32 protein-coding genes are annotated in these 25,118 nt (G+C 72.8%); 17 read left to right on the plus strand and 15 right to left on the minus strand.

Annotation, left to right across the window (positions count from 1 at the left end; genetic code table 11):
• Positions 1 to 20: 20 nt before the first annotated feature.
• From FIV43_RS16415 to FIV43_RS16420, 3 genes are all read right to left on the minus strand, one after another.
• On the minus strand, positions 21 to 782 hold the full coding sequence (locus FIV43_RS16415; RefSeq protein ID WP_141014990.1) for a hemerythrin domain-containing protein: 762 nt from the start codon (positions 780 to 782) through the stop codon (positions 21 to 23).
• 86 nt (positions 783 to 868) lie between these two features.
• Positions 869 to 1,546 carry an MMPL family transporter gene (locus tag FIV43_RS21650; RefSeq protein ID WP_196780849.1) on the minus strand — a complete coding sequence of 226 codons (678 nt, stop codon included), beginning with the start codon at positions 1,544 to 1,546 and terminating at the stop codon, positions 869 to 871.
• Positions 1,483 to 3,099 (minus strand): MMPL family transporter, encoded by a 1,617-nt coding sequence (locus tag FIV43_RS16420; protein ID WP_196780850.1) that lies wholly within the window; start codon positions 3,097 to 3,099, stop codon positions 1,483 to 1,485. Before FIV43_RS16420 ends, FIV43_RS21650 begins: the two co-directional genes overlap by 64 nt.
• Before the next feature lie 203 nt (positions 3,100 to 3,302).
• On the opposite strand from FIV43_RS16420, the gene FIV43_RS16425 reads away from it, so the two are divergent.
• Positions 3,303 to 3,653 (plus strand): hypothetical protein, encoded by a 351-nt coding sequence (locus tag FIV43_RS16425; protein WP_141014991.1) that lies wholly within the window; start codon positions 3,303 to 3,305, stop codon positions 3,651 to 3,653.
• 31 nt (positions 3,654 to 3,684) lie between these two features.
• On the opposite strand, the gene FIV43_RS16430 is transcribed toward FIV43_RS16425, so the two are convergent.
• Positions 3,685 to 4,188, minus strand: coding sequence for a hypothetical protein (locus tag FIV43_RS16430; RefSeq protein ID WP_141014992.1), 504 nt, complete (start codon positions 4,186 to 4,188; stop codon positions 3,685 to 3,687).
• Between the two features lie 118 nt (positions 4,189 to 4,306).
• Here FIV43_RS16430 and FIV43_RS16435 point away from each other — a divergent pair, with 118 nt between their 5' ends.
• Positions 4,307 to 5,005: a DUF4203 domain-containing protein gene (locus tag FIV43_RS16435; RefSeq protein WP_181407544.1), complete on the plus strand. Its 699-nt coding sequence runs from the start codon at positions 4,307 to 4,309 to the stop codon at positions 5,003 to 5,005.
• On the plus strand, positions 5,002 to 5,568 hold the full coding sequence (locus FIV43_RS16440) for a dihydrofolate reductase family protein (RefSeq protein ID WP_141014994.1): 567 nt from the start codon (positions 5,002 to 5,004) through the stop codon (positions 5,566 to 5,568). The genes FIV43_RS16435 and FIV43_RS16440 overlap by 4 nt, the downstream gene beginning before the upstream one ends.
• On the opposite strand, the gene FIV43_RS21150 is transcribed toward FIV43_RS16440, so the two are convergent.
• Entirely contained in the window at positions 5,550 to 5,693 is a 144-nt protein-coding gene (locus FIV43_RS21150) for a hypothetical protein (RefSeq protein ID WP_181407816.1), read from the minus strand. The genes FIV43_RS16440 and FIV43_RS21150 overlap by 19 nt on opposite strands.
• A gap of 48 nt (positions 5,694 to 5,741) precedes the next feature.
• Between FIV43_RS21150 and FIV43_RS16445 the strand changes: the two genes are divergently transcribed.
• Positions 5,742 to 5,894: a hypothetical protein gene (locus FIV43_RS16445; protein ID WP_196780851.1), complete on the plus strand. Its 153-nt coding sequence runs from the start codon at positions 5,742 to 5,744 to the stop codon at positions 5,892 to 5,894.
• Between the two features lie 69 nt (positions 5,895 to 5,963).
• Here the strand turns inward: FIV43_RS16445 and FIV43_RS16450 are convergent, their stop codons facing one another.
• A complete protein-coding gene (locus FIV43_RS16450) occupies positions 5,964 to 6,611 on the minus strand; it encodes a DUF5701 family protein (RefSeq protein ID WP_141014995.1) in 648 nt (215 codons plus the stop codon).
• 132 nt (positions 6,612 to 6,743) lie between these two features.
• Here FIV43_RS16450 and FIV43_RS16455 point away from each other — a divergent pair, with 132 nt between their 5' ends.
• From FIV43_RS16455 to FIV43_RS16465, 3 genes are all read left to right on the plus strand, one after another.
• On the plus strand, positions 6,744 to 7,115 hold the full coding sequence (locus tag FIV43_RS16455; protein WP_181407545.1) for a DUF4345 domain-containing protein: 372 nt from the start codon (positions 6,744 to 6,746) through the stop codon (positions 7,113 to 7,115).
• Positions 7,116 to 7,196: 81 nt separating this feature from the next.
• Positions 7,197 to 7,727: a SigE family RNA polymerase sigma factor gene (locus FIV43_RS16460; protein ID WP_141014997.1), complete on the plus strand. Its 531-nt coding sequence runs from the start codon at positions 7,197 to 7,199 to the stop codon at positions 7,725 to 7,727.
• Positions 7,728 to 8,417: 690 nt separating this feature from the next.
• Positions 8,418 to 8,903 carry an NUDIX hydrolase gene (locus FIV43_RS16465; RefSeq protein ID WP_141014998.1) on the plus strand — a complete coding sequence of 162 codons (486 nt, stop codon included), beginning with the start codon at positions 8,418 to 8,420 and terminating at the stop codon, positions 8,901 to 8,903.
• 114 nt (positions 8,904 to 9,017) lie between these two features.
• Here FIV43_RS16465 and FIV43_RS16470 read toward each other — a convergent pair whose 3' ends face one another.
• The 4 genes from FIV43_RS16470 to FIV43_RS16480 all read right to left on the minus strand — a co-directional run bounded on the left by FIV43_RS16470 (position 9,018) and on the right by FIV43_RS16480 (position 12,749).
• The gene (locus FIV43_RS16470) at positions 9,018 to 10,688 is read right to left on the minus strand and encodes a M28 family peptidase (protein WP_141014999.1); all 1,671 of its coding nucleotides are present in this window, start codon (positions 10,686 to 10,688) and stop codon (positions 9,018 to 9,020) included.
• A gap of 136 nt (positions 10,689 to 10,824) precedes the next feature.
• Entirely contained in the window at positions 10,825 to 11,466 is a 642-nt protein-coding gene (locus FIV43_RS21655; RefSeq protein WP_196780852.1) for an MFS transporter, read from the minus strand.
• On the minus strand, positions 11,409 to 12,077 hold the full coding sequence (locus tag FIV43_RS21660; RefSeq protein WP_231123464.1) for an MFS transporter: 669 nt from the start codon (positions 12,075 to 12,077) through the stop codon (positions 11,409 to 11,411). The genes FIV43_RS21655 and FIV43_RS21660 overlap by 58 nt, the downstream gene beginning before the upstream one ends.
• A 102-nt stretch (positions 12,078 to 12,179) precedes the next feature.
• Positions 12,180 to 12,749: an ArsR/SmtB family transcription factor gene (locus FIV43_RS16480; RefSeq protein ID WP_141015000.1), complete on the minus strand. Its 570-nt coding sequence runs from the start codon at positions 12,747 to 12,749 to the stop codon at positions 12,180 to 12,182.
• A gap of 313 nt (positions 12,750 to 13,062) precedes the next feature.
• Between FIV43_RS16480 and FIV43_RS16485 the strand changes: the two genes are divergently transcribed.
• Both FIV43_RS16485 and FIV43_RS16490 read left to right on the plus strand, forming a co-directional pair.
• Positions 13,063 to 13,695 (plus strand): dihydrofolate reductase family protein, encoded by a 633-nt coding sequence (locus FIV43_RS16485; RefSeq protein ID WP_141015001.1) that lies wholly within the window; start codon positions 13,063 to 13,065, stop codon positions 13,693 to 13,695.
• 91 nt (positions 13,696 to 13,786) lie between these two features.
• Positions 13,787 to 14,044 (plus strand): hypothetical protein, encoded by a 258-nt coding sequence (locus FIV43_RS16490; RefSeq protein WP_141015002.1) that lies wholly within the window; start codon positions 13,787 to 13,789, stop codon positions 14,042 to 14,044.
• Here the strand turns inward: FIV43_RS16490 and FIV43_RS16495 are convergent.
• The 5 genes from FIV43_RS16495 to FIV43_RS23925 all read right to left on the minus strand — a co-directional run bounded on the left by FIV43_RS16495 (position 13,960) and on the right by FIV43_RS23925 (position 17,339).
• A complete protein-coding gene (locus FIV43_RS16495) occupies positions 13,960 to 14,568 on the minus strand; it encodes a response regulator transcription factor (RefSeq protein ID WP_141015003.1) in 609 nt (202 codons plus the stop codon). The two genes, FIV43_RS16490 and FIV43_RS16495, sit on opposite strands and share 85 nt — an antisense overlap.
• Positions 14,565 to 15,602, minus strand: a complete 1,038-nt coding sequence (locus FIV43_RS16500) for a sensor histidine kinase (protein WP_141015004.1) — start codon at positions 15,600 to 15,602, stop codon at positions 14,565 to 14,567. The genes FIV43_RS16495 and FIV43_RS16500 overlap by 4 nt, the downstream gene beginning before the upstream one ends.
• Before the next feature lie 77 nt (positions 15,603 to 15,679).
• On the minus strand, positions 15,680 to 16,498 hold the full coding sequence (locus tag FIV43_RS16505) for an ABC transporter permease (protein WP_141015005.1): 819 nt from the start codon (positions 16,496 to 16,498) through the stop codon (positions 15,680 to 15,682).
• Complete coding sequence (locus tag FIV43_RS16510; protein WP_269204028.1) at positions 16,495 to 17,169, minus strand: ATP-binding cassette domain-containing protein; 675 nt, start codon at positions 17,167 to 17,169, stop codon at positions 16,495 to 16,497. The genes FIV43_RS16505 and FIV43_RS16510 overlap by 4 nt, the downstream gene beginning before the upstream one ends.
• Positions 17,127 to 17,339, minus strand: coding sequence for an ATP-binding cassette domain-containing protein (locus FIV43_RS23925; protein ID WP_269204029.1), 213 nt, complete (start codon positions 17,337 to 17,339; stop codon positions 17,127 to 17,129). Before FIV43_RS23925 ends, FIV43_RS16510 begins: the two co-directional genes overlap by 43 nt.
• A 272-nt stretch (positions 17,340 to 17,611) precedes the next feature.
• Between FIV43_RS23925 and FIV43_RS16515 the strand changes: the two genes are divergently transcribed.
• From FIV43_RS16515 to FIV43_RS16545, 8 genes are all read left to right on the plus strand, one after another.
• Positions 17,612 to 18,853, plus strand: a complete 1,242-nt coding sequence (locus tag FIV43_RS16515; RefSeq protein ID WP_231123465.1) for a cytochrome P450 — start codon at positions 17,612 to 17,614, stop codon at positions 18,851 to 18,853.
• Positions 18,850 to 19,494: an alpha/beta fold hydrolase gene (locus FIV43_RS16520; protein WP_196780853.1), complete on the plus strand. Its 645-nt coding sequence runs from the start codon at positions 18,850 to 18,852 to the stop codon at positions 19,492 to 19,494. Before FIV43_RS16515 ends, FIV43_RS16520 begins: the two co-directional genes overlap by 4 nt.
• Before the next feature lie 128 nt (positions 19,495 to 19,622).
• Positions 19,623 to 20,882 carry a PQQ-dependent sugar dehydrogenase gene (locus tag FIV43_RS16525; protein WP_141015007.1) on the plus strand — a complete coding sequence of 420 codons (1,260 nt, stop codon included), beginning with the start codon at positions 19,623 to 19,625 and terminating at the stop codon, positions 20,880 to 20,882.
• A 193-nt stretch (positions 20,883 to 21,075) separates the two neighbouring features.
• Complete coding sequence (locus tag FIV43_RS16530) at positions 21,076 to 21,249, plus strand: CsbD family protein (protein ID WP_141015008.1); 174 nt, start codon at positions 21,076 to 21,078, stop codon at positions 21,247 to 21,249.
• Between the two features lie 147 nt (positions 21,250 to 21,396).
• Positions 21,397 to 22,128 carry a hypothetical protein gene (locus tag FIV43_RS16535; protein ID WP_141015009.1) on the plus strand — a complete coding sequence of 244 codons (732 nt, stop codon included), beginning with the start codon at positions 21,397 to 21,399 and terminating at the stop codon, positions 22,126 to 22,128.
• On the plus strand, positions 22,028 to 22,417 hold the full coding sequence (locus tag FIV43_RS22705; RefSeq protein WP_231123466.1) for a hypothetical protein: 390 nt from the start codon (positions 22,028 to 22,030) through the stop codon (positions 22,415 to 22,417). Before FIV43_RS16535 ends, FIV43_RS22705 begins: the two co-directional genes overlap by 101 nt.
• The gene (locus FIV43_RS16540) at positions 22,390 to 23,238 is read left to right on the plus strand and encodes a PrsW family intramembrane metalloprotease (RefSeq protein WP_231123467.1); all 849 of its coding nucleotides are present in this window, start codon (positions 22,390 to 22,392) and stop codon (positions 23,236 to 23,238) included. The genes FIV43_RS22705 and FIV43_RS16540 overlap by 28 nt, the downstream gene beginning before the upstream one ends.
• 128 nt (positions 23,239 to 23,366) lie before the next feature.
• Positions 23,367 to 25,076, plus strand: a complete 1,710-nt coding sequence (locus FIV43_RS16545; protein ID WP_141015011.1) for an AMP-binding protein — start codon at positions 23,367 to 23,369, stop codon at positions 25,074 to 25,076.
• Positions 25,077 to 25,118 lie beyond the last annotated feature (42 nt).

Raw genomic sequence — 25,118 nt, forward strand, 5'->3', positions numbered from 1 at the left:
GGCCGGTGCCGCCCCCGGCGTCAGCCGGCGTCCGGGACGAACCCGAACGCGGCCCGCGTCCCGCGGTGGTAGCGCCGTCGACCGAGCCACCAGACCACCCGCATCGCCTGGCCGGCCTCGGCGAACGCCCGGTTGCGCGCGGCCGGAGGCAGGTCGTCGGCGATCCAGGAGACGGCGTGGAGCAGGAACGAGATCGGCCGCTTCTCGTGGAACCCCTCCTCCTCGATCCGCTTCCACTCCTCCTGGGTCAGGTGGCGCTGGATGATCGCGATCGCCTCGGACTCCTCGTGCGCGAGGTGCCGGCCGAGCGACTCCCGGGTCTGGGCGAGGACGAGGGCCAGTCGCGCCCGCAGCCGGGTCGCCTGCACGGCGTCGGGCCCGGCCGCGAGGGCGTGGACCAGCTCGTGGCAGGAGGTCAGCAGCGGATCGATCCGGGCGTGCTCGGCCTCCATCGCCACCAGCGTCGCCCGTTCGGACTCGTCGGCCCGTTCCAGCAGGGCCGGCCACAAGGCCGTGTCCTCGCCGGTGTGGTGGCCGTGCAGGATCTCGGCGAAGAGGTCCCACCGCTCGGCGAGCGCCACCCAGGTGGCGGTCGCCGTGGCCGGGGTGTGCTCGGCGGCGACGGCGAACCGGCGCAGGTCGCGACGGAACGCGTGGTGCATCACGTACATCATCAGCATGTCGACCGGGCCCTCCGGTGCGGCCGCCTGACCGGGCAGGCGCACCTGCTCCGGACGGACGGGCTCCGGGGTGGTGCGGGTGGTGCGGGTGGTGGTGCTCATCAGGGGGTCTCCTTCGTGGGGGTGTCGCTCGGATGTCGCCGGGTGCGGCGACGCTGTGGCGGCGGGTGCCGCGGCGGCCGGGGTGCTCACACCGAGACCGGTGTGCGGTCGGGGTCGACGTCGTCGTCGGGCGTGCCGGCGATGCCCGTCGGGGTGAGCGCGGCGCTGCCGGCTGCGGGGGCCGGATCGGCGGCGGCCGGCAGCCCGAACCCACGGCCGGGGAACCACCAGTTCCAGCGGCCGAGCAGCGTCATCGTGGCCGGCACCAGGACCATCCGGACCACGGTGGCGTCCAGCGCGACGGCCACCGCTAGGCCGACCCCGATCATCTTGACCACCACACCCGGCTCGGTGGCGAAGCCCAGGAAGACGGCGACCATGATCGCCGCTGCCGTGGAGATCACCCGGCCGGTCGAGGCCAGGCCCCGGACCACGCTGCCGTGGGCGTCGCCGGTGGCGAGCCAGTCCTCCCGGATCGCCGAGAGCAGGAACACCTCGTAGTCCATCGACAGTCCGAACAGCACCGCGAACAGCAGGATCGGCACCCAGCTGGAGACCGGGATCGCGTGGTCCACGCCGAGCAGGCCGGCGCCGTACCCGTGCTGGAAGACGAGCACCAGCACGCCGTAGGCGGCCGTGATGGAGAGCAGGTTCATCGCCGCCGCCTTGATCGGCACGACGACCGAGCGGAACAGCAGCATCAGCAGGACCACCGACATCGCGACGACGAAGCCCACGACGATCCAGAGCCGGTCGGCGAGCATGTCGGAGATGTCCCCAGGATCGGCGTGTAGCCGGTCGCCTCGACCCCGGCCGGCAGGACGTCGGCGCGCAGGTCGTCGAGGAACCTGCTGGTCTCCTCGTCGATCGGCGCGGTGGTGGGCTGGACGTCCCAGATCGCGATCGCGCCGTCGGGCGAGGTCACCGCCGGTGAGGAGGCGGCCACCTGCGGCAGCGCGTCGACCTCGGCGTGCAGCGCCTCCACCTCGGCGGGCGTGAGCTCGTCGAGATCGGCGACCAAGGTGATCGGACCGTTGGCGCCCTCGCCGAACTCGGCGCTGATCAGGTCGTACGCCGCGCGCGTGGTGCTGCCCTGCGGGTCGCTGCCCCCGTCCTGCGGCCAGGTGCGCATCCCCAGGGCGGGGGCGCCGAGGGCGACCAGGACGACGAGTGCGAGGGCACCCCAGGCGACCGGGCGGCGGGAGACCACGCGGGCCCAGCGGCCGGCGAGCGGCTCGCGCCCGGTGTCATCGGAACGCTCGGTGTCGTCGAAAGGCTCGGTGTCGTCGGAACGCTCGGCCTGGCCGGAACCATCGGTGCCGACCGGGCGCGTCCTGCGGACCCGGCGCGGCAGCAGCCGGTGGCCGGCCAGGGCGCACAGCGCGGGGACCAGGGTGAGCGCGGCCGCCATCACGCCGACCACCGCGAGCGCGGTCGCGAACCCGAACGCGCTGAAGGTGGGGAGGTTGGCCAGCCGCAGACCCATCAGCGAGACCAGGACCGTCAGTCCGGCGCCGAGCACCGCGCGTCCGGCCGTGCCGGTGGCGTGCGCCGCGGCCTGGCGGGGCGTGTCGCCGGCACGGAGCCGGGCGACGTGGCGGGTGACGATGAGCAGGGCGTAGTCGATCCCGACGCCGAGGCCGACCATGGTCGCCACGGTGGGCGCGGTGGGGGAGACGTCCAGCACCGCGGCCAACAGCATCACCCCGGAGGATCCCGCGATCAGGCCGCCGAGCGCGGTCGCGATCGGCAGACCCGCCGCCACGACCGAGCCGAACGCGAGCACGAGCAGCAGCAGCGCCACGCCGATGCCGATCAGCTCGCCCCGGCCGTCGAGCTCGGAGGCGGTGCTGGGCAGCTCGCCGCCGAGCTCCACCTCGTAGCCGGCGGCCTCGGCCGGCTCGGCCGCGGCGGTCAGTGGCGCGGTCACGCCCATCAGGTCGGGGTGGGTGACCTCGACGGCGTACCTGACGTCGAGCAGGGCGGTGTCGCCGTCGTCCGAGAGTCGCGGGGTCACGCCGGCCACGTGGTCGGCGGCGGCGAGACGGTCGCCGACCTCGCCGACCACGCCGGGGTCGAGGGGGCCGTCACTGTGGAGGACGACCTGGGCGGTGGCGCCGCCGGCCTCCGGGAAGTGGTCACGGATGGTGTCCACTCCGGCCTGGGCGCGCGTGCCGGGGACGTTCCAGTCCTCCTGCAGGTCGCCGCCGGCGACCGCGCTGGCGGCGCCGAGCGCGATCAGCGCCAGCAGCCACGCGGCCAGGGTGCGCCAGGGGTGGGCCGCGGTGGCGGCTCCGACGCGATGAAGGGTGTTCATGGGGATGCTCCGTTGGATCGGTGAGGTCGGATCGGGTGATCTCGTGCCACCACCGTCGGGGAGCCCGCTGGAGTGGGACTTGGGCCGCACTGGAGCGCGGCTCGAGCCAACCGGGCGAGCCGCCTCGAATCGGACCGAGCCGCTCACGCCGGGCCGCCGGTCGGCGGCCACCCGCCGGGGAGCGACCTCGCTAGGCTGCAGCGATGACCGACCTGGACGCCGTGGAGAGCCGGATCTGGGAGCTCCTCGAGCCCTACCGGGACGAGCTGGAGGACGCGACCATCTACGGGATGCCGTCGCTGCGGTGGCCGGGCACCGGCAGCCACGACTACTTCGCCGCGGTCCAGCGCAGCGCGAAGAAGGTCAGCCTCTACGCGATCGCGGTGGACACCTGGCCCGAGGCGCTGGACGGCTCCTCGGAGCAGTTCCGCAAGCGGCGCACCGGCAAGGCGACGTTCTCCTTCCCGACGCTGGAGGAGGAGACGGCCGTCGAGCTCGAGGCGTTCCTCGCGCGGCTCTACCGGCCCTACCGCGCGCACCACGCCGGCGACTGAGGCACGTCCGGCGAGTGAGGGACGGTCGCGGTCAGAGCTCTCGGATGGCCCCGCTCGGCTTCGGCGGCAGGCCCAGGTCCTCGCGCAGGTACGACGTACCCCCGTCGCGCTCCAGCCGCGCCCGGTAGCGCTCGACCGGGTAGTCCCACGGGTAGCCGTGCACGCCCATCGTCACCAGCGACATCGCGGCGCCGACGAGCAGCAGCAGGTAGCCGCCGTCGGGGACGATGAAGGCGAGGGCCAGGGCGATCAGCGCGGTGCTCTCGCCGAGGGCGAGCCGCACCATCATCGACGCCTGGAAGCGGGCCACCCAGCTCTCCCGCGCGGCCCCGGGCGGCACCGCCGGGGCGTTGTAACCGACGACGGTCACCAGCAGGTACGCGGCGGCACCCTCGGCGACCACGACGGCCAGCGCCCAGGTCTCGGGGACCGCGAACGGGTCGTCGCCGGTGCCGACCACGAACCACAGGGCGAAGCAGATCAGGACGACCGCGCCGATCATCGAGCTGGCGAGCATGCGCAGGGTGAGGATCACGGCTCACTTCCTACCTCATCGACGGTGGGCGGGGCATCGCGGCGAGGGCGAGCGGCTAGGCTGCGGCGGCAGGCCGCCGCTCGCATCCGGGCGCGGTCACGGCGCGTGGAGGACGAGCATGAACGACATCGTGGTGGGGCTCCTCGCGGTCGCCATCGGTCTCTACCTGTGCCTGCGCGGCCACTGGGCGATGCGGGTGCTGCTCGCGATCTGGGGCGGGTTCATCGGCTTCGCCCTCGGCGCCGGGATTGTCGACAACGTCACCGGCGACGGCTACCTGACCACCCTCACCGGCTGGCTGGTCGGGATCGTGGCGGCCGTGGTCGTCGCGGTCCTCGCCTACCTCTTCTACGCGGTCAGCGTGGTCCTCTCCATGGTCTCGATGGGCTTCGTGCTGGGCGCGACGGTCGCGGCCGCGCTCGACGTCGAGACCCCCTGGCTGCTCACCGTGTTCGGTGTGGTCGCGGGGCTGCTGCTCGGGGTGCTCGCGGTGGTCGCCGACCTCCCGGCGCTGCTGCTGGTCCTGCTCAGCGCGGCGTCCGGCACCAGCTTGGTGCTGGGCGGTCTGCTGCTGATCGTCGACCAGATCACCCTGGACCAGATCAGCGAGGGCCGGGTCGGTGACGAGCACCTGCTCTGGTACGTCGCCTGGCCGGTGCTCTTCGTGATCGGGATCGTCGTGCAGCTGCGCGACCTGGGCGACGCGCGCGACCGTCAGTTGCGCGAGACCTGGTCCGCCTCCCCCGAGGCTGACCGGGCGTACGCTGGGAGTGCGCCGCGGAGCGGGCGAGCGGGCGTGGAAGGCGATCGGCGATGACTCGACTCCTGACCTACTCGATGGGTGTCTCGGTCGACGGCTACGTGGTCGGCCCGGACGGGCAGTTCGCGTGGACCGACCCCGATCCGGAGGTCTTCGCGCTCGCCACCGACGAGGTGCGGGGCCTGCACACCCACCTGCTGGGCCGGCGGCTCTATCAGGACATGCTCTTCTGGGAGGGCCGCGAGCAGGACCCGGAGCTCGACGCGGCCGGCCGCGAGTTCGCCACGATCTGGAACGCCCTGCCCAAGGTGGTCTTCTCCAGCACGCTGCCCTCGGTCCGCGGCAACGCCCGGCTGGCCACCGGCACGCTGAGCGAGGAGGTCGAGCGGCTGCGGGCGGAGCCGGGCGAGGGTGATCTGGCGATCGGCGGGGCGACGCTCGCCGCCGCTGCGGCCGCGGAGGACCTGATCGACGAGTACCGGATCCGGCTGTGCCCGCTGCTGGTCGGTGGCGGGTTGCGTTACTTCGACCACGCCGAGCGCAGGGTCGACCTGGAGCTGGTGCAGACCCGCAGGTTCGCCTCGCAGATCCACTACCTGCGCTACCGGGTGCGCCGCTGAGTGAGCCGGGCCGCGTCGGGCTGCCGCCCTGCGCAGAGCAGGAGCAGCTCGAGCATCGGCCCCTCCAGGACCGTGGTGCGGGGCCCCGCGTCGCGGCCGCGTTCCCAGTCGGTGTCGGTGGCCACCAGCCGGACCCCGCGTCGGCTCAGGTCACCAAGCAGACCGCCGGCTTCTTGGTCGACCAGCTGGAGCGGGCGCGTTATGTGACGCGCGAGATCGAGCGGATCGTCGAGGCCGAGTGGGAGGCCCACCTGGGGGTCGAGCGGATGACCGCGCTGCGCGACGCCCTGCACGACCTGCGGGCGCTCACCGATCCGTGGTCCTGAGACCGGTCAACGCCGTCGTTCACCGGCGGATGGTGCCCGTGGACGACGGCACCGTCGCTCCGAGGCCCTTCAGACCCGCCCGGTGGCCGACGCGAACCCGAGCCAGGTGTGCCGGTTGCGCCACCAGCACCAGCCGACCTTCGGCGCATCCTTGCGTTCGCGCCCGTCCCGCCCGGTGCCGTTGCTGATCCAGATCGCGGGGGTGCGGGCGTCGTACCCCTTGGTGGTCGGGGTCTTCGGCTTGCGGGAGCCGATGCACATGAAGCAGTGGTCGGGCGCGAGGCGGTCCGGCTCCTGGAGCAGCCAGCTGATCCCTTCGTTGACCGTGAGCGGAGTCCGCCCGCGCTCGGCGAGGACCGGCTCCGCCTCCTCCGGCGACCGGTTCCGCAGGTCGTCGCCGCGGTCGACGTCGGTGACCAGATACAGCGCCCGGTCCGGTACGTCGACCCCCGGCACCGCGACGAACTCGTCCAGGTCGGTCATGTCCACGACCACGAACCCGGGCCGTCCCGCGCGCTGGAGCAGCGGCGTCAGGCGGCTGGCCGGCACCAGATCGGGATGCACCGCGAGCACGCCGCCCGGGGTGGCGGGGCCGGCCGCGGCGACCGCGTCACGGGCCGCCGCTCGCAGCCAGGTCGCGTCGCGACCGGAGAGCTCGGCCAGTCCGAGGCTCAGCAGCACGTCGAGCTGGGCGGTGATGGGGTGGCTGGTGGTCATGGAGTCCTCTCGCCGCGGGTATCGACAGGGATGCAACGTGCGCCACGCTCCGCGGGTTCCAGCCGACGCTCGACCCGGGCTTCTCCTGGCTCGGACTTGCCAAGCCGGTGCGTCGAGCCGGAGGCTGGCGGTATGGCGGCACTGAACGGATTCGGACGGCTGATGGGCTGGTCCTGCATCGCGATCGGAGGGATGCAGATCCTCGGCGGGGTCCGGGTGGAGCCCGGGATGGAGGGGGACGCCACCGTCGACTCCCACCTGCGCTTCATGGGCGCGATCTTCGCCGGCTACGGGCTGAACTGGCTCGCCTCCTCCCGGGAGGAGCCCGACCTGGGCCGGATGCGGCTGCTGGCCGGGCTGATGGCAGTCGGGGGTGCTTCCCGCCTGGCCACCCGCGCCAGCATCGGCCGGCCGCACCGCTTCCACGACCTGCTGCTCGGGATCGAGGTCGCGGCGCCGGCCGTGGTCGAGGTGCTCGCCCGGCGCGACGCACGCGCCGGCTGAGGATCCTCCGACCGGGGACGAACCCGGTGGAGCCGTCCCGCGTCTGGTTGGCGAGAGCGGATCGCCGGATGGGGAGAGGGCATGGACCAGGCCGAGGAGTTCACCGCCTACGTGGAGGCGGCGTGGTCACGGCTGTTCCGCACCGCCTACGCCCTGACCGGGTCGATCGATGCGGCCGACGACCTGCTGCAGGCATCGTTGATCAAGGTCTATGCGAACTGGCGCCGGGTGCGACGGGCCGATCAGCAGGACGCCTACGTACGGCGCATCCTGGTCAACCAGGCGACCAGCACGTGGCGGCGGGCCAGCACCCGCCGAGAGGTGGTGACGGACGACCCGTGGCGCGGAGTCGTGACGCCGGCGACGTCCCCGCCCGACCTCGATGACGAGCTGTGGACGCTGGTGCTCCAGCTGCCCGAGCGGCAGCGCGCGGTGCTGGTGCTCCGCTACTACGAGGGGCTCTCCGAGCGCGAGATCGCCGACTCGCTGGGCATCGCCCGCGGCACCGTGAAGAGCCTGGCCAGCGCCGCGATGACCAAGCTGCGTGCCGCACTCGCGGCGGACCCACGCACCCCGGACCAGGACCGCGACGACGTTGGAGGACCCCGATGAGCACCGAGCTGGAGGACCGCCTCACCGCGGTGTTCGAGGAGCGACTCGACGCGCTGGATCCGGGCGCGCCGGACAGCGCATCCCTGGTCCGCCGGGGCCGGCGTCGGCGCCGCGGACGTGGTGCGGTCGTGCTGGCGAGCGCCGCCACCGTGGTGGCGCTCGCGCTCGGCGTGGCCGCGGGGAGCGATGGCCCCACCCGCCAGAGCATCTCCGACGGCGTCCCGGTCGCGGCGAACGGGGCGGCGGGACCGGCCGCGGTGGACGGTCCGACCGGTATCTTCATCACCCGTGACGCCGTGTATCTCGACGGCGAACGGCACGCGGTCGAGACCGTCTGGGACACCGGCGCCCACGTGAGCGCGCGGGACTCGCCTTCCCCGACCCGGACACCGGTCGACCGACCCTCCTGGACCTCGACGGACGGCTGGTCCCGCTGGGGCCGGCGCGGCCGGCTGCCCCGGGTGCGACGTACCGCGACTGGGTGGCGGCCGACAGCGGCAGCGGCCTGGTCTCCTGGGCCGAGGAGGACCAGGCCACCCTGCGCACCGAGATGGTCGTCTGGGACATCGACCAGCAACGTGAGGTCGCCAGGCGTTCGCTGGCCTGCACCCGCACCGCCTTCGACACCAGGACCGGCAAGGACCGCGACCTCGGGGTGGACGGCACGCCCCGCCCCGAGAGGACGTCTGGGTGGACTGCCCGTTCCCCTACGTGGTGGCCGACGGCACGGTCTTCTACGGCGAGGGCGGCAGGTCGCTGGCCTGGGACGTCGCCACCGACACCACCGTGTCCACCGGCAGCATGGTCAGCCAGGCGCACGACCGGGTGGTCGGCGGCTTCGAGGACCTCGAGGTCGACGTGTCGCGGCTGGCCGGCGACTGGGAGTTCGCCGAGCCGGTGGACGGCTACGAGGGCATCCTGTCCTACGACGGCGCCTGGTTCCTCGACAACAGCGGCAAGCCGACCATCGTCAACTGGCGCGACCCCGACCAGACCGTCCGCTACGACCCGCCGGGGTCGGTGCGAGCGGCCACGTTCGACACCGACGGCAGCGTGTTGGTGGTGACCGAGGAGGACGGGCGGTGGAGCGGCTGGGACTGCCCGGTGGACGCACGGTGCGAGCAGGTCGTCGCCCCCCAGCGCGCCGAGATCCGGCTGGTGGCCTGGGACCTCTGAGTCCGGCGCGAGCACCTCACCGGGGTGAGGGTGCCGGCCCGACGTGCGACGACCGCCGCCGCACCTGGGGGGCGCGACGGCGGTCGTCGTGGGTCGTGCTGGATCAGCGCCGGGTCAGCGGCGACGCTGCTTCGCGGCGAGGTCCTGCACGGAGTGCGCGATCGCCGGGACGAAGATCTCCAATGCCGCACGCGAGATGTTGTCGATGTCGTCGTTGGCGGAGTGGTAGTTCGGGTCCAGGGCACGACCCGCCGTGCCGCCGAACACCTCGGCCTCCTCCTCCGTCTTGATCGCGTCCGCGCCGCTGAACAGGCCACCGGCCGGCACGCCGTTCTCGATGAACGCCTGGTAGTCCGAGCGGCCCGAGTACTCCGAGTCCACCCAGGGCTGCCCGTTGTCGTCGAAGTAGTCGGTGAAGACCGCCTCGAGCTCGGCCGAGCCCTCCGGCACCTCGACCGGCGCCTCGTACGTCGACTCGTCGGCGTCGTACACACCGACGGTGTAGTTGATCGAGCCGATCATGTCGAAGTTGAGGTAGGAGCTGATCTGGTCCAGGCGCTCGGGGTTGTTCTCGACGATGTTGTCGACGTAGTGCGTCGAGCCGACCAGACCGATCTCCTCAGCGCCCCACCAGGCGAAGCGGACGGCATTCTCCAGCTCCATCTTCGGGCCCTGGGGCTTCGGCTTCTTGCACTTCTTCAGGCCCTTGTTCTTCGGGCCCTTGTCCTTCTTGCACTTGTTCTTGGGGCCCTTGTTCTTGGCCTTGTCCTTCGCGCCCTTGACCGCGCTCGTGGTGGTCGACCGGCCCTTGTCCTGACCGGTCGCCTTGGCCAGCTGCACCGCGGTCTCGAGGATCGCGGCCGATCCGGAGCCGTTGTCGTTGATGCCCGCTCCGTCCTCGACGCCGTCGAGGTGGGCTCCGAGCATGACGACGTTGTCCGTGTCGCCGGTGCGGGTCTGGGCGATCACGTTGAACGTCCGGGTCGTCGACACCGCGGCCTGGATGTTCAGGGTGGCCTCGACCGGGCCCTGGGCCATCGCGTCGAGCAGCGACTGACCTTCGGCCTGGGTCACGCCGACGGCCGGTGCGGAACCCTCGAGGGTCCCGCCGAGGGTGCCGTTGAGCGCGCCTTCGGTGTTGTTGTAGACGATCACGCCGGCGGCGTCCGCAGCACCGGCGGCAGCGGCCTTCTCCGCGAACGAGCAGGCGCCACGGCTGACCACCGCGATGCCACCGGCCGCGTCGACGCCGTCCCAGGCGGCGGCGTCGCAGCCCAGCGGATCGGCGGGAGCCACGAGGTCGCCGGTGACGCCGCCCTCGGGAGTGGAGGACGAGTACGACATGACGATCGGCTCGAGCGGGACGCCGGTCACGGTGAGGGAGAAGGCGTCGACGGAGTACTGCTCGGCGCTGAAGTACTGACGCTTGGTCGCATAGCCGGCCGCGCGCAGGGTCTGCTCGACGTACTTGCCGGATGCTTCGTAGCCGGGGGTGCCGACGGCGCGGTTGCCGTCATTGGCGTCGGCGATCTCCTGGAAGTCCTCCAGTCGATCCATCACGGCCTTCGCCTTGACGGTGTCGGCGAAGTCGAACTTGGGATCCTTCTTGCCGCCCTTGGCTGCCGACTCGTGGATCGCCGAGCGTCGCTCGGACTTGGTGTTGGACTTCTCCGTGCCGTCCACGTCCGGGACGGCGCTGCTGCTCGGCGCGGTGGCGCCGAACGAGAGCAGCAGGCCGCCGGAAACCAGGGCGGCCGTGGTCGTGAGTGTGCGGGTTCGCCTCACATGAATCTCCCGAGGTGCATGCTCGGGAGATCGACGGGGACCCGGGCGACAACGCTCCCGAGCGCGCATCGCCGACCCTTCGGTGCAGCCGAACCTAGGGCCTCTCGGCGACTGTGTGAACCCCCCCGATCCGTCTTTACCCCAAAGTTGTGGGAGATCCTTCGGTCAGATCGACCTCGTGCCGGACGACTCGCTCCGCCCGGCGGGCGGGGAGATAACAGAGGGCGCCGAGGATGCTGAACCCGCCGGCCGCGACCATGGCGACCTGGTTGGAGGTGGCGGCCGCGAGCAGGCCCAGCAGCGGCGCGCCGATCGCGAAGGCGGCCGAGGCGGTCATCGAGTTGATCGACAGCAGGGTGGCCCGGTTGCCGGCCGTGGCCTGCCGGTGCAGCAGCGCGTTGTGCATCGGTCCGGCCGCGCCGTGCAGCGCGTAGGTGACCAGGTAGGCGACGACCAGCGCGGCGGGCCCGACCACCAGGCCCATCGCCACGGCACCCAGCCCGTTGAGCACCCGCGCCAGGATCGCGGTGCGGGTGACCCCGATCCGGCGGGAGGCCAGCCCGGCCAGGCCCGAGCCCAGGGCGAAGACCGCCCAGCCCGCCGCCGCGACCGGACCCATCCAGACGCCGGCACGCGCCTCGTCGCCCAGCAACTCGCCGAGCCGGATCGGCTGGAACGTCTCGTAGACGACCATCGCGACGGACCAGAAGATCTCGACCATCACCAGCCCCCGGAGCACGCGGTTGCTGCGCAGCAGGCCGAGACCGTCGAGCACCACCCGCGGCGCACCGCGGACCGACGCCCAGGCCCGTCCCGCGCCGCGGGTGCTGGTGTCGGCGCCGACGTCGACGGGGGCGTGCGCGGGGTCGGGGCCGGGCGGGGCGGCTCGTGCATCAGCGCCAGGACGGCGACCAGGTGCGCCACGTTGAGCACCACGTAGAGCACGACCGGCAGGGTCAGCGCCGACATTGCGCCCACCGGGTGCCACCAGACCAGCGCACCGGAGATCAGGGAGCCTGCCGCGATCCCACCACCCAGTACGGCGCCCTGCTGGGCGAGGACGCCGTCCACGTCGGCCGCGGGGTCGGTGAGGTGCGTGGTGTCGACGTACCAGGCCTCGAGGGGGCCGGAGTCCAGGGCGCGGAACGTCCCCATCAGGCAGGAGGCGACCGCGAACATCCAGAAGTCCTGGGCCACCAGGTAGCCGACGGCGGCGGCCACGTTGACGACCGCGGCCGCGACGTAGACCGGGCGCCGGCCGAAGCCGTCGGCGAAGCCACTGGTGGGGAGCTCCAGCACCATCACGGCGATCCCGCTGATCGCGCTCACGGTCAGTGCCTGGGGCACGGTGAGGCCGCGGTCGAGCAGGTAGAGCACCAGGATCGGCACGGTCAGCCCGACCGGGAACCAGCGGGTGAAGGAGAGCAGCAGGAAGACCCGCCGGGCCGCGGCGGGGTGAGGTGCGGCCGGGTCGGGGAGCGGGGTGGGCGCTCACGGCTCGGCGCGCGGGTCGCGCGGGTAGGCGACGTAGTGCACCGAGATCGCGCGGGCCGCCGGGTCGTCCGAGCCCGCCTGCCGGTAGCGCTGAACGACCTCCCAGATCTCGGTGCGCATCTGGTGCAGCTGCTCGGGGGTGGCGACCACCATGTCGTCGTCGTGGCCGGTCGCATCGCGCCACTCCAGCGGCCAGGTGTCCTCCACGTTGAGCCAGTCCTGGTAGCGGGCGACGAACTGGGTCAGGTAGTCGCGCATCAGCCAGTTCAGCGCGGTGGTCGCATCCTCGTCCTCGGCGAAGTCGCTGGGGTCCCAGGAGTGCAGCCGACTCGCCGCCCTCCACTCCCGGCGCCGCCCCTCACCCTCCCCGGTGTCCTCGACCAGGCCGACCGAGGCGAGCTTGCGCAGGTGATAGCTGGTGGCACCGGTGTTGGTGTCCAGCTGGTCGGCGAGCTCGGTCGCGGTGGTCGGCCCGCCGCGGCGCAGGGCGCTGAGGAGGCGGGAGCGCAGGGGGTGGGCCAGCACCTTGACGGCCGCGGCGTCGAGGTGGATCTGGGAGTCGGACATGGGTGCACAATAGTTATGCATGGGTTCTTTGCACAAGTTTTGTGGAGCCGGTCGGGGGGTGCGGGTTTCACCGGTCAGCCGGTGAAACCCGCACGACACGCCGGAGCGCCACGGCGTGTCGTGCGGGTTTCGGCCGACAGGTTCGCCGCGCCAAGCCCCGGACGGCACCCACCCCGCACCAGTCCCGCCCCGGACGGCACCCACCCCGCACCAGTCCCGCCCCGGCCCAGACGCCCCCGCCCAGCCCCGCCCCGCCCAGCCTCAGCCCACCCGTCGACCGATGAGTTCCAGCCCTCCCAACGGTCCACCCGCCATGTCCCGCACCCGCGTCCACAACCTCTCCATCTCGCTGGACGGCTTCGCCACCGGTGAGCCGCAGTGCCTCGAGACACCCTTCGGCCACGCCGGCCAACGGCTGCACGAGTGGATGATCGCCACCCGGTTCTGGGGCGAGGGCGGCAGCGTCGGCGTGGACGACGCGCTGGCCGCCCGGCACAGTGACGGCATCGGCGCCGAGATCATGGGTGCGAACAAGTTCGGTCCGCCGGGCTGGCAGGACGATCCCGACTGGACCGGCTGGTGGGGTCCGGAGCCACCGTTCCACACGCCGACCTTCGTGCTGACACATCGGCCCCGGCCGTCACTGGCCATGGAGGGCGGCACCACGTTCCACTTCCTCGACACCACCCCGGCCGACGCGCTGGAGGTGGCACGCGAAGCGGCCGCCGGTCAGGACGTCCGGATCGGCGGCGGGCCGAGCGTCGTACGGGACTTCGTGGCGGCCGGACTCGTCGACCACCTGCACCTGGTGCAGGTGCCCATCGTGCTGGGGCGCGGCGTCCGGCTCTGGGACGGGCTCGAGGCGCTGGAGGACGACTACACCATCGAGGCGACGACCTCGACCAGCGGCGTGACCCACCTGATCCTGGAGCGTCGCCCCCACTGAGCGCCCCCGCCGAATCGCAGATCGTCCGGCGTGGGGTGCAACCTTCACGGTGTCCGATGCGTCCTAATCGATGACGTGAAGGAGGGCCCCGATGACGACCAGCGACCGCCATGCCACCACTGACCACCGGATCGACGATCTCCACGACCTCCTGCAGGAGGCGCTGATGGACGACGACTTCGCCGAGGCCGCGCTGGTGCGCAGCGTGCTCGGCGACCTGGAGCGGGGCAGCGGCGGCCTCCGCTCTGACGCGGAGGTCCGCCGTCACAGCCAGCCGCGCTGCTGGGCGGCTCGGGCCGCCTCCACCCGGGTGGAGGTCGCGGTCTTCCCGATCGCCGAGGAGAGGTAGTTGCGCACCGTCCCGGGGGAGAGGTGCAGCAGGGTGGCGATCGTCGCGACCGGGCTGCCGTCCAGTGCCGCGCGCAGCACGTCCCGCTCCCGCTCGGTGAGCGGGTTCTCGCCCCCGAACAGCGACTCGGTGGCCAGTGCGGGGTCGACGACGCGCAGCCCGGAGTGCACGCGTCGTACCGCCTCGGCGAGCTCGGTGGCGGGGGTGTCCTTCACCAGGAACCCGGAGGCGCCGGCGTCCAGCGCGCGGCGCACGTAGCCGGGTCGGCCGAAGGTGGTGACGATCACCGAGCGGACGCCGGGCAGCTCCCGGCCCAGCTCACCGGCAGCGGCGATCCCGTCCATCCCGGGCATCTCGATGTCCAGCACGCACACCTGCGCGTCGGTACGACGAGCCGCCGCGACCACCTCGTCCCCGGAGCCCACCTCGGCGACCACCTCGATGTCGGGCTCCATGCCGAGCAGGGCGGCGAGCGCCCCGCGGACCAGCGCCTGGTCGTCGGCCAGCAGCACCCGGATCGTCACAACCGCACCTCCACGCGGGTCCCGGAGCCGGGGACCGACTCCACCTCGATCGCTCCACCGGCGGCGGCCACCCGCTCCCGGATGCCGCGCAGGCCGTTGCCCTCGCGCAGCTGCGCCGAGCCGCGGCCGTCGTCCTCGACCCGCAGCCGGTCCGGACCGAGGGTGACGGTACAGCGGGTGGCCGCGCTGTGCCGGACCACGTTGGTGACCGCCTCCCGCAGCACCCAGGCGAGCACCAACCGGTGTCGGGGGTCGACCGCGGCGACGTCGTCGGGCAGCACCGCCTCCACGCCGGCGCCGGCCAGGGCGTCCGCGGCGGTGGCCAGCTCCTCGTCCAGCCGCGCCACCCGGAGGCCGGCGACCGTCGCCCGGATCTCACCGAGGCTGGTGCGCGCGAGGCGCTGGATGTCGGCGATCTCCTCCTTGGCGCGGGCCGGGTCGACGTCGACGAGGCGTCCGGCGAGCTCGGCCTTGACCGAGACCACGGTCAGCGAGTGGCCGAGCACGTCGTGGACGTCGCGGGCCATCCGCTCCCGCTCGGTGACCAGCTCGTGGTCGCGCTCCAGGGCACGGTGGGTCTCCTCGGCGACCTCCAGGCCGCGGACGATCGTGCCGACGACCACCAGCAGCGCCATCACCCCGAACAGGAACCACAGGTCCGACCACCAGCCGCCGACCGAGGCCGCCACGGCCGCGACCGTGAAGATCGCCGCGACCGCCACCACGGCCGCCCGGCGCGGCAGCACGAAGACGGCGTAGGCGACCAGGAACGGCGCCATGCCGAGCGCCTCGTCCCCGATCAGCGCGGCGGTGGCCACCACGATCGCGGCCAGCAGCAGGAACCAGCCGACCGGACCACCGGGCAGCCAACGGCGGGTGACGCCACCCCAGCCGCGCACGAACCCGAACACGTAGGCGACCGCGAAGGCCACGATCAGGGCCAGCGCGGCGACCTGGACGGGCGGGGAGTAGTCGTCGCCGTCCAGGACCGCGATGATCGGGAAGCCGAGGAAGAAGAGCCACACGGCTCCCATCAGCCAGCCGTGGCGCTCCCACGGATCCCGGCGGTCCTGGGGCTTACCCGGGGACCGGGCCGGGGAGGTCGCGCCGGTCACTGGCGGCCGCGCCCGCGTCGTACCAGCCAGATCGCCAGCAGACTCAGGATCAGCAGCCACACGGTCACGTTAGTCACCGCGACCCACAGCGGCTCGAACTCGACCTGGCCGTTGCCCGCGTCCACCACGTAGCCCTCGGTGAGCGGGCGGCGGGCCAGCGAGACGTAGCCGTACAGCGGGGTGAACTTGGCAATGGTCAGCAGCACCCCGCTGAGCGGGAAGAAGAGGTTGCCGAGGAAGCCGAAGATGACCAGGGTGCCCGACGCGGCGCCGACCGCGGCCTCGCTGCGGAACGCCAGGCCGAAGACCAGGCCGAAGACCGCGAACACCGTGGCACCGACCATCACCAGGATGCCGCTGAGCACCCACGCGGAGAGCTCGCCCTCGGCACCGGTCAGCCCGCCGACCAGATAGACCAACGCCACCGGGATCGCCGCGATGGTCAGCCCGACCAACGTCTTGACCAGCACGTACTGTCCGTCGCGCATCGGGGTCAGGCCGAGCTGACGCCCCCATCCCTGCATCCGCTCCAGGGCGGCGATCCCGCCGATCCCGGTGGTCGCGGTGACCGCACCGTAGGCGGCCATCGAGATCATCACGTACATGGTCACGTTGCCGTTGCCGGCGCTCTCCTGACCGTAGTCCTGGGCGGCGCCGAAGATGAGGTACATGAACGCCGGCAGCACCGCGGTGAAGAACATCGAGACCAGGTCCCGCGTGATCCGCCGCAGCTCCAGGCCGAAGTAGACGGCGTTGAAGGAGGCGGTGCGGGGGGCGTCGTCGGAGGAGGTGCTGTCGAGGGAGACGGTGCTCATGCCGTGGCCCCCGCTTCGGTGATCGCCAGGAACGCGTCGTCCAGCGAGCCGGTGGTGATCTCCAGGTCGGTGCCGCCCAGCTCGGTGAGCAGGGCGCGCGCCACCCGGTCGGAGTCGGCGGTGCGGACGGTCAACCGGGTGCCGTGGACGCTCACCTCGACGACGTGCTCCTCGCGGCGCAGCGCGTCGGCCACCGCGACCACCCGGGCCGCGTCGATCGCGGCGGTGACGGTGCGGCCGGTGGCGCGACCGCGGATCTCGGCCGTGGTGCCGTCGGCGATGATCCGGCCCTGGCCGATCATCACGATCCGCTCCGCGAAGCTGTCCGCCTCCTCCAGGTAGTGGGTGGCGAAGACGACCGTGCGGCCGGCGTCGGCCTCGGCGCGCATCGTCGCCCAGAAGTCGTGCCGGGCCGAGACGTCCATCCCCGCGGTCGGCTCGTCGAGGACGAGCAGGTCCGGGTCGGGCAGCAGCGCCAGCGCGAACCGCAGCCGCTGCTGCTCACCGCCCGAGCACTTGCTGACCATCCGGTTGCGCTGCTCGCGCAACCCCGCCCGCTCCAGTACGTCGTCCACGGGCTGCGGATCCGCGAAGGTCGAGGCGACCATCCGCACCGTCTCCCGCACGGTCAGGTCGCGGAGCAGTCCGCCGGTCTGGAGCACGGCCGACACCCGGCCGGTGGTGATGGCCCGGCGGGGTGCTCGCCGTACACGAGGACGGTGCCCGCGCTGGGCTCGGTGAGCCCGAGCACCATGTCCAGGGCGGTGGTCTTCCCGGCGCCGTTGGGGCCGAGGAAGGCGACGATCTGGCCGCGGTCGACCGTGAGGTCGAGGCCGCGCACGGCCTCGACCGGGGATGTCCCGGCCGGGTGAACGACTTGCGCAGGTCGCGCAGCTCGATGGCGGGCGTGGTCGGTGAACTCATGGGGACGACTCTGCTCGTCGGCGCGCCGGTCCGGGACTGCCGAGCGTCATCGGTCCGCGATGACATCTGTCACGGGGCGGTGTGGTGGGGTGGCGCGCCCCATTCGGATTGGTCGTGGATCCGGCCGGATCGGAGCCGATCCGAATGGGGCGCGCGGCCACCCCGACCCCCGCGTGCCAGACTCGCGGCGTGTCCGACCCCGCTGCCCCGGCGCCCTTCCTCGACCTCGCCGACCCGGCCTTCGACGTCACCTCCCCGCAGGTGCACCGGACCCGCGACCAGCAGTGGTACGCCGAGACCTCCTACGGCCACGCGGTGCTCCGCTACGCCGAGGCGAGCGCGCTGCTCACCGACCGCCGCTTCCGCCAGGGCAACGCCCGCTGGCCCGAGCAGAACGGCGTCCACGAAGGGCCGTTCCTGCGCTGGTGGCAGGAGGTGCTGCTCAGCCTGGAGGGCGCCGACCACGCCCGGTTGCGCCGACTGCTGATGCCCGCGTTCCGGCGCAAGGCCATCGAGGCGATGCAGCCGGAGTTCCAGCGGATCGCCACCGAGCTCCTCGACGCCTTCGCCGACCGCGGCGAGGTCGAGCTGATCGCCGAGTTCGCCGAGCCCTACTCCGCGCGGATCCTCTGCCTGCTGCTCGGGCTGCCCGAGGAGGAGTGGCAGCAGGTCGCGCACTGGGCCGACGACCTCGGCAAGTCCTTCGGCATCCGGGTCAAGGAGGACCTGCCGCGGATCGAGGCGGCCCTCGCCGGCCTCACCGAGTACGTCGAGCGGGTGGTCGACGACCGCGCCGCCCACCCCCGCGACGACCTGGTCACCACCCTGCTCCAGGCGCAGGAGAGCGACGGCCGGCTGACTCGCGACGAGCTGATCGTGTCGCTGGTCTTCCTGGCGTTCGCCGGGATGGAGACCACCCGCAACCAGGTCGGGCTCGCGATCCAGACCTTCCTGCGCCACCCCGACCAGTGGCGGCTGCTCGCCGAGCGTCCCGAGCTCGGCAGCGCCGCGGTCGAGGAGGTGATGCGGGTCAACCCGACGGTCACCTGGGTGACCCGGGAGGCGGTCGAGGACGTCGACCTGCACGGCCTCCACCTGCCCGCAGGCTCGATCGTCCAGGTGCTCTCGCACGCGGCCGGCACCGACCCGAGCGCGGTCGAGGAGCCGGGGTTCGACATCACCCGCGCCGCCGGGCGGCCACCGCACCTCGGCTTCGGCGGCGGCGTGCACCACTGCCTCGGTCACTTCGTCGCCCGCACCGACATGGCCGTCGCGTTGCCGCTGCTCGCGCAACGGATGCCGGAGGCGGTGGCCGACGGCCCCGGCGAGTGGCTCCCGGTCTCCGGCAACACCGGAGCCCTGCGCTTCCCGATCAGGTTCCGCGCCGGCGCACCCATCCGCCCGGTCGTCGGTGACGAACCGACCCCGTGACCTCGATCGGCTTCGACGCGGCGACCGGACGGGCGTTGGCCCGCCAGGGTCCGCCGGACCCCCGCGGGATCGTGCTCCTGCTGCACGGCGGCAAGCCCCGCGACCCCGGCCCCGTCCCGCCGCGCAGCGCCTCGGTGTGGCGGATGCAGGCGATGCGCGACGCGGTCGCACCGGCGCTCGCCCGGCACGGGCTCGCCTCCTGGCTGCTCCGGTACGACGCCCGCGGGTGGAACGGCGGCGCCCCGGTGGCCGACGCACGGTGGGCACTCGACCGGGCGCGGGAGGAGCATCCCGGGCTGCCCGTGGTGCTGCTGGGCCACTCGATGGGCGCGCGCACCGGTGCCCGGGTGGCCGACGACCCGGCCGTGCGCGGACTGGTCGCCCTCGCGCCCTGGTTCGACTCCGCCGACCCGGTGGCGCCCCTGGCCGGCAAGAGCCTGGTCGCCGCGCACGGTCGCCGCGACCGGATCACCTCGGCGCGGATGACCCGCGCGTTCGTCGTACGGGCGGGGGAGGCGGGGGCCGACGCCCGGTTCGTCGACATGGGGCTGACCGGGCACTACCTGCTGCACGGGTCGCGGCGCTGGGCACGGCTGGCCCGCGACGCGGTGCTGACAATGGCGTCCGCGGAACCTGCTTGACCTTGACGCAGCGTCAACCCTCGACCGCGCCGGCCGGCGGGTCGCGGACAGCCCGATCCTGTGGACGCCGACGATTGCGACGGCGGTGACGGGAGCGCCGCCCGACCAACCACCAGGCAGGATGGGGGATGACGCGCCTACGCCGGGCCCTCTCACTGGCGGCGGTGACCGCTCTGGTCGCCTCCGGCTGCTCGGGCGAGGACGGTGACGGGTCGGCCGCGAGCCCCACCGGCGGGTCGGCCGGGCCGAGCACGTCCGCCGAGCCCGCGGAGCCCAGCGCCTCCGAGGGAGCAGAGGAGTCCGGCGCGGACGGGATCCCGAGCTGGGAGCCGACCGGCGAGGTCACCACCAACGGTCCGTTCGCCGTCGAGGAGGTCGACCGGTTCGACGAGCCGTGGGCGATGGCGTTCCTCCCCGACACCGGCGACCTGCTGGTCAGCGAGCGCAGCGGCGTGCTGCACCTGCGCGACCAGCAGACCGGCGACCGGATCGAGGTGGACGGTGTGCCCGAGGTCGTCGACGCCGGGCAGGGCGGGCTGGGTGACGTCGTACCGGGCCCGACGTTCGTCGACGACCAGGTCGTCTACCTGAGCTGGGCCGAGGAGGGGGATGGCGGGGTCGGGGCCGCGGTCGGCCGGGCCCGGCTCCAACGCGGTGACGGCTCCGCCTCCCTGGAGGACCTCGAGGTGGTCTGGCGGCAGACGCCCAAGGTCTCCGGCGACGGGCACTTCGGCCACCGGATCGCGTTCAGCCCGAACGGCCGCCGGCTCTTCGTCAGCTCCGGCGAGCGCCAGCTGATGGACCCGGCCCAGGACACCTCCAACACCCTCGGGTCGATCGTGCGGCTGACCCTTGACGGCGACCCGGCGCCGGGCAACCCGTTCGCCGACCGGGGCGGGCCGAGCGCCGAGATCTACAGCTACGGCCACCGCAACCCGCTCGGCCTGGAGTTCGCCCCCGACGGCCACCTCTGGTCCTCGGAGATGGGTCCCGAGGGCGGCGACGAGCTGAACCTGATCGAGCCCGGCAACAACTACGGGTGGCCGGAGGTCTCCAACGGCGACCACTACGACGGCGCGGGCATCCCCGACCACGCCCCCGGAGACGGGTACGACGCCCCGGTGGCCTCGTGGAACCCGAGCATCTCCCCCGGCAGCCTGCTGCTCTACCGCGGCGACCTCTTCGCCGACTGGAACGGGGACGCGTTCCTCGGCGGACTCTCCGGGGAGACGCTGATCCGGGTCGACCTCGACGGCACCGAGGCCGGCGAGGTCACGGCCTGGGAGATGCCCGCCCGGATCCGTGCGGTGGAGGAGGCGCCGGACGGCGCGATCTGGCTGCTCGAGGACGAGGGCGCCGGTCGTCTGGTCCGCCTCACCCCGGCGTGAGGGGCTCGCGGCTGGTTTGCGGTCGGCTCGCGCCCCATTCGGATTGGTCGAGAATTCGGCGGATCCTCGACCAATCGGAATGGGGCGCGCCGAACCCCCGCGACCGCCACCGACCCCCGGCTACTCCCGCCGCCACCGGGTACGGGTTGAGGGACCGTGCTCCACTGGAGGAAACCGATCGAAGGAGGCCCCGATGGGACTCGATGACAAGATCAAGAACACCGCGGACAAGGTGAGCGGCAAGGCCAAGGAGACCGAGGGCAAGGCCACCGGCGACGAGGAGCGCGAGGCCCAGGGCAAGGGCGAGCAGGGCGTCGCGGACCTCAAGCAGGCCGGCGAGAAGGTCAAGGACGCCTTCAAGAAGTAGCCGAGGCCTGCCCCTCGTGACGACGCGAGGGACCGGGTCCACCGAGACCCGGTTCCTCGCGCAACGGGCGCCACACCTTGCCGTCCCCTGACTAGACTTCCCGACACGCCTGCGGCACGCGGTCGCAGCTCGCGGAGGGGACTCGGTGTGGCGCCGACTGCGCAGGACGTACGACGGGTGCCGGTGGAGCATCGCTGGCTCGGCCTGGACCGTCGATCGATCCCCTACGGGCTGGTGGCGTTCGCCGTCATCGCGTTGTGGGCGTGGGTGATGCCGTGGGTCGACTCCCAGGTGGCGTGGGACGACACCACCAGCGCCGGTGAGGCCTTCCAGGTCACCACGGAGGTCTCCATGACGGTGCCGCCCGGCTGGGGCGTGCAGTCGGGCCTCAGGACCGTCGACGAGCCACACGGGGGCGACCAGGCCCGGGAGGTCGAGCAGACGGTCCTGGTGAAGGACGGGGTGGTGTTCGCCATCCTGCAGGGCCCGTTCGGTGAGAGTCCGACGCGGCTGCTCGACCAGGCCAACCGGATCACCGGCGCCCAGAACTCCGGCTACCACGTGTCCGGAGAGACCCACAACGTCACCACCGCTGCCGGGCTGCGCGGCGTGACGCAGGACTTCACCTCGCCCACCGGCGCGGGCAGCGTGACCGCGTTCGTGGTCGACGGCCAGGGCATCGAGATCCAGGTCGCCGGTCCGCAGGAGCAGCTCTCCGCCCTCGAGTCGGAGGTCCGCTCGATGATCGACTCGCTCGCCCAGGACGGGGCGAGTCCTGATGAGCGCCACGGCCGACGCCACCGACGACGCGACCAGCCCCGACCCGGCCGAGCTCGCCGCGCGCCGCGAGGCGGCCATCGAGGAGTCCGGCTGGGGTAGCCGCTTCCACCTGTTCCAGCCCCGCAACCTGTGCCTGTGGGTCCTCCTGCTGCTGCTGGTCCTGGGTGCCCGCCAGCTCTACGGGATAGCCGCACCGTTGGCCGGGGTGTTCGCCGACGCGGACCTCGCCGCCGTCGCGTCGTCGGGGCCTTCCTGCTGGTCTTCCTGCTGTTCCTGCACCACGTCGACCGCTACGAGCGCACCCCGGCCCTGCTGGCGGCGACTGCGTTCGTCGGCGGCGGGCTGGGCGCGCCGTGGGCGATGGCGCTGCCGGGCAACGCCGCCCTGATGGACCTCTACGCCAAGCTCTTCGGGCAGGTCTGGGCCACCGACTGGAAGGCCGGCCTGACCGCCCCGTTCGTCGAGGAGAGCGCCAAGGGCGCGGTGTTCCTGCTGATGCTGGGCCTGGCTCCGCTCGTGATCCGCACCGTCTACGACGGCCTCATCGTCGGCGCCTACGTGGGACTGGGGTTCCAGGTCCTGGAGGACATGCTCTACGGGCAGAACGCCGCCTACGCGAACTTCGGGGTCGACCAGGTCGGTGCGGTGCTGCACACCTTCGTCATCCGCTCGCTCTCCGGCATCGCGTCGCACGCGATGTACACCGCCATCTTCGCCGCCGGCATCATCTACCTCGTCGGCACCCGGGCCCAGCCACGGCGGGTCGGTCGCGGTCTGCTGCTGATGGTCTCGGCCATGCTCGTCCACGGCCTGTGGGACTCCATGCTCGCGCTCGCGAACGACAACGGCTTCGTCGTCACCACGCTGATGGTCGGCATCACCGTGGTCAGCTTCGTGGTGCTCTTCGCAGCCCTGCGCTGGGGCGCCTACCGTGAGCGCGGTTGGCTGTACGACGTGCTGGCCCCCGAGGTCGCCAACGGCACCATCGCCGAGTCCGAGTTCACTGCTCTCACCGGCACACCGTCGCGGCGCCGCAAGGACCGCAGGGCCGCCATCAAGGGCCGGGCCGACGGCGTCAGCCGGCGGCGGGAGAAGCACATCCTCACCGCCAGCCTCGACCTGGCACACGACCTGTCCGAGAGCCGCGGCGCCGAGACACCCGAGGTGGCGCACTCCCGAGCCGAGATCCAACGGCTCCGGACCCGCTGATCTGTCGCCCCCTGATCCGGCGGTCGGTGGGCGGTCGGTGGTCCCCTGAGCGGGAGGTGGGCCTGCGGGCGAGCGGGGCCCTCGCCGTACGATGAGCGTGGGTAGCGAGCCCCGAGAGGACCACCGACTTGTTCGACAACCGGCCGTGGCTGGACAGCTACAGCGACCGCGTCCCCGGGGACATCGAGATCCCGGACACCACCCTCGACCAGCTGCTGCCGCGGGCCGCCGACCGGTGGGGCGCCCGCCCCGCGGTCGACTTCCTCGGCGAGACCACCAGCTATGCCGCCCTGGCCGCGGACGTGGAGCGTGCCGCCGCCGCGCTGGTCGAGCTCGGCGTCCGCGAGGGCGATGCCGTCTCGCTGGTGATGCCGAACTGCACCTCCCACGTGGTCGCCTTCCACGCCGTGCTCACGGTCGGCGCGATCGTGGTCGAGCACAACCCGACGTACGCGACCGAGGAGCTGCGCGAGCAGTTCGAGCTGGCCGGCAGCAGCGTGGCCCTGGTGTGGCGCAACCGGGTCACCGACGTCCGGACGGCCGGCGAGGGGGTGCTGCGCCACGTGGTCTCCGTCGACGTCGCCGAGGACCTGCCCCTCAAGTCGCGGCTGCTGCTGCGACTGCCGATCGCGGCCGCCCGGGAGAAGCGGGACGCACTGACCGGTGCGGACGAGGGCGGTACGGCGCGGTGGAGCGCGTTGCTGCGCGACGTACATCCCGAGCAGCTCGAGCACGGCCGCGGCCCCGACGACACCGCGCTGATCCTCTTCACCGGCGGCACCACCGGCGTGCCGAAGGCCGCCGCGATCACCCACCGCAACCTGATCGCCAATGCGGTGCACGGCCGGGCCTGGGCGGGGTTCGCGGAGGGCGACGAGGTCGTCTTCGGGATGCTGCCGTTCTTCCACGCCTTCGGGATGATCTTCTGCCTGGTCCTGCCGGCCACGATCGGCGCGACCCTGGTCGCGTTCCCGAACTTCGACCCGGCCGCCGTGGTCGCGGCCCAGCGTCGCCGGCCCGCCACCTTCCTGCCGGGCGTGGCGCCGATGTTCGGCCGGATCCTCGACCGCGCCGAGGCGGAGCGGCGCCCGGTCGACTTCGGCAGCGTCACCCTCGCCTTCAGCGGCGCGATGCCGCTGGGTCGCGAGGTCGCCGAGCGCTGGGAGCGGCTCACCGGCGGGCTGCTGATCGAGGGCTACGGGATGACCGAGGCGTCCCCGATCGCGCTCGGCAACCCGTGCTCGGAGCTGCGTCGCCCCGGGACCCTCGGCCTCCCGTTCCCCAACACCGAGATCCGCGTCGTCGACGACGCCACCGGCACCGACGCGGCGCCGCGCGAGGACGGGGTGGTCCGCGGCGAGCTGTGGGTCCGCGGCCCCCAGGTCTTCGCCGGGTACGTCGGGCGCCCCGACGAGACCGCCATCGTGCTCGAGGACGGCTGGCTGCGCACCGGCGACGTCGTCGAGGTCGACCCCGCCGGTTTCGCCACCCTGGTCGACCGGGTCAAGGAGATGATCGTGGTCGGCGGCTTCAAGGTCTTCCCGTCCGTGGTCGAGGACCATCTGCGCACCCTGGACGCGGTCGAGGACGTGGCCGTGGTCGGTGTGCCCCGGGCGCAGGAGTCGGACGAGGAGGTGCTGGCGGTCGTCGTACTCTCCGAGGGCGCGTCGGCGCCGACCCTGGCCGAGCTGCGGGCCTTCGCCCACGAGCGGCTGCCCGGGTATGCGGTGCCGCGCCGGCTGGACGTGGTCGAGGAGCTGCCGCGGTCGATGATCGGCAAGGTGCTGCGGCGCGTGGCGCGCGACGAATACCTGGCCCGGGTGGGCGACGAGAGCTGAGCGACCCCTCGGGGCGTCGCGGCCGACCTCTCGGCGGGACAA

The sequence above is a fragment of the Nocardioides sambongensis genome (assembly GCF_006494815.1).
GTDB classification, from domain to species: Bacteria; Actinomycetota; Actinomycetes; order Propionibacteriales; family Nocardioidaceae; genus Nocardioides; species Nocardioides sambongensis.

Bases quoted from the DNA above. Each gene is read 5' to 3' on its own strand.
- FIV43_RS16490 (WP_141015002.1), top strand. From the start codon at position 13,787: ATGACGACCAGCGACCGCCATGCCACCACTGACCACCGGATCGACGAT.
- FIV43_RS16525 (WP_141015007.1), top strand. From the start codon at position 19,623: ATGACGCGCCTACGCCGGGCCCTCTCACTGGCGGCGGTGACCGCTCTG.
- FIV43_RS16415 (WP_141014990.1), bottom strand. From the start codon at position 782: ATGAGCACCACCACCCGCACCACCCGCACCACCCCGGAGCCCGTCCGT.
- FIV43_RS16420 (WP_196780850.1), bottom strand. From the start codon at position 3,099: ATGAACACCCTTCATCGCGTCGGAGCCGCCACCGCGGCCCACCCCTGG.
- FIV43_RS16455 (WP_181407545.1), top strand. From the start codon at position 6,744: ATGGCGGCACTGAACGGATTCGGACGGCTGATGGGCTGGTCCTGCATC.
- FIV43_RS16500 (WP_141015004.1), bottom strand. From the start codon at position 15,602: ATGGGAGCCGTGTGGCTCTTCTTCCTCGGCTTCCCGATCATCGCGGTC.
- FIV43_RS22705 (WP_231123466.1), top strand. From the start codon at position 22,028: ATGAGCGCCACGGCCGACGCCACCGACGACGCGACCAGCCCCGACCCG.
- FIV43_RS16450 (WP_141014995.1), bottom strand. From the start codon at position 6,611: ATGACCACCAGCCACCCCATCACCGCCCAGCTCGACGTGCTGCTGAGC.
- FIV43_RS21650 (WP_196780849.1), bottom strand. From the start codon at position 1,546: ATGCTCGCCGACCGGCTCTGGATCGTCGTGGGCTTCGTCGTCGCGATG.
- FIV43_RS16460 (WP_141014997.1), top strand. From the start codon at position 7,197: ATGGACCAGGCCGAGGAGTTCACCGCCTACGTGGAGGCGGCGTGGTCA.
- FIV43_RS16440 (WP_141014994.1), top strand. From the start codon at position 5,002: ATGACTCGACTCCTGACCTACTCGATGGGTGTCTCGGTCGACGGCTAC.
- FIV43_RS16530 (WP_141015008.1), top strand. From the start codon at position 21,076: ATGGGACTCGATGACAAGATCAAGAACACCGCGGACAAGGTGAGCGGC.
- FIV43_RS16485 (WP_141015001.1), top strand. From the start codon at position 13,063: ATGTCCCGCACCCGCGTCCACAACCTCTCCATCTCGCTGGACGGCTTC.
- FIV43_RS16480 (WP_141015000.1), bottom strand. From the start codon at position 12,749: ATGTCCGACTCCCAGATCCACCTCGACGCCGCGGCCGTCAAGGTGCTG.
- FIV43_RS16505 (WP_141015005.1), bottom strand. From the start codon at position 16,498: ATGAGCACCGTCTCCCTCGACAGCACCTCCTCCGACGACGCCCCCCGC.
- FIV43_RS16425 (WP_141014991.1), top strand. From the start codon at position 3,303: ATGACCGACCTGGACGCCGTGGAGAGCCGGATCTGGGAGCTCCTCGAG.
- FIV43_RS16435 (WP_181407544.1), top strand. From the start codon at position 4,307: ATGAACGACATCGTGGTGGGGCTCCTCGCGGTCGCCATCGGTCTCTAC.
- FIV43_RS16540 (WP_231123467.1), top strand. From the start codon at position 22,390: ATGGCGCTGCCGGGCAACGCCGCCCTGATGGACCTCTACGCCAAGCTC.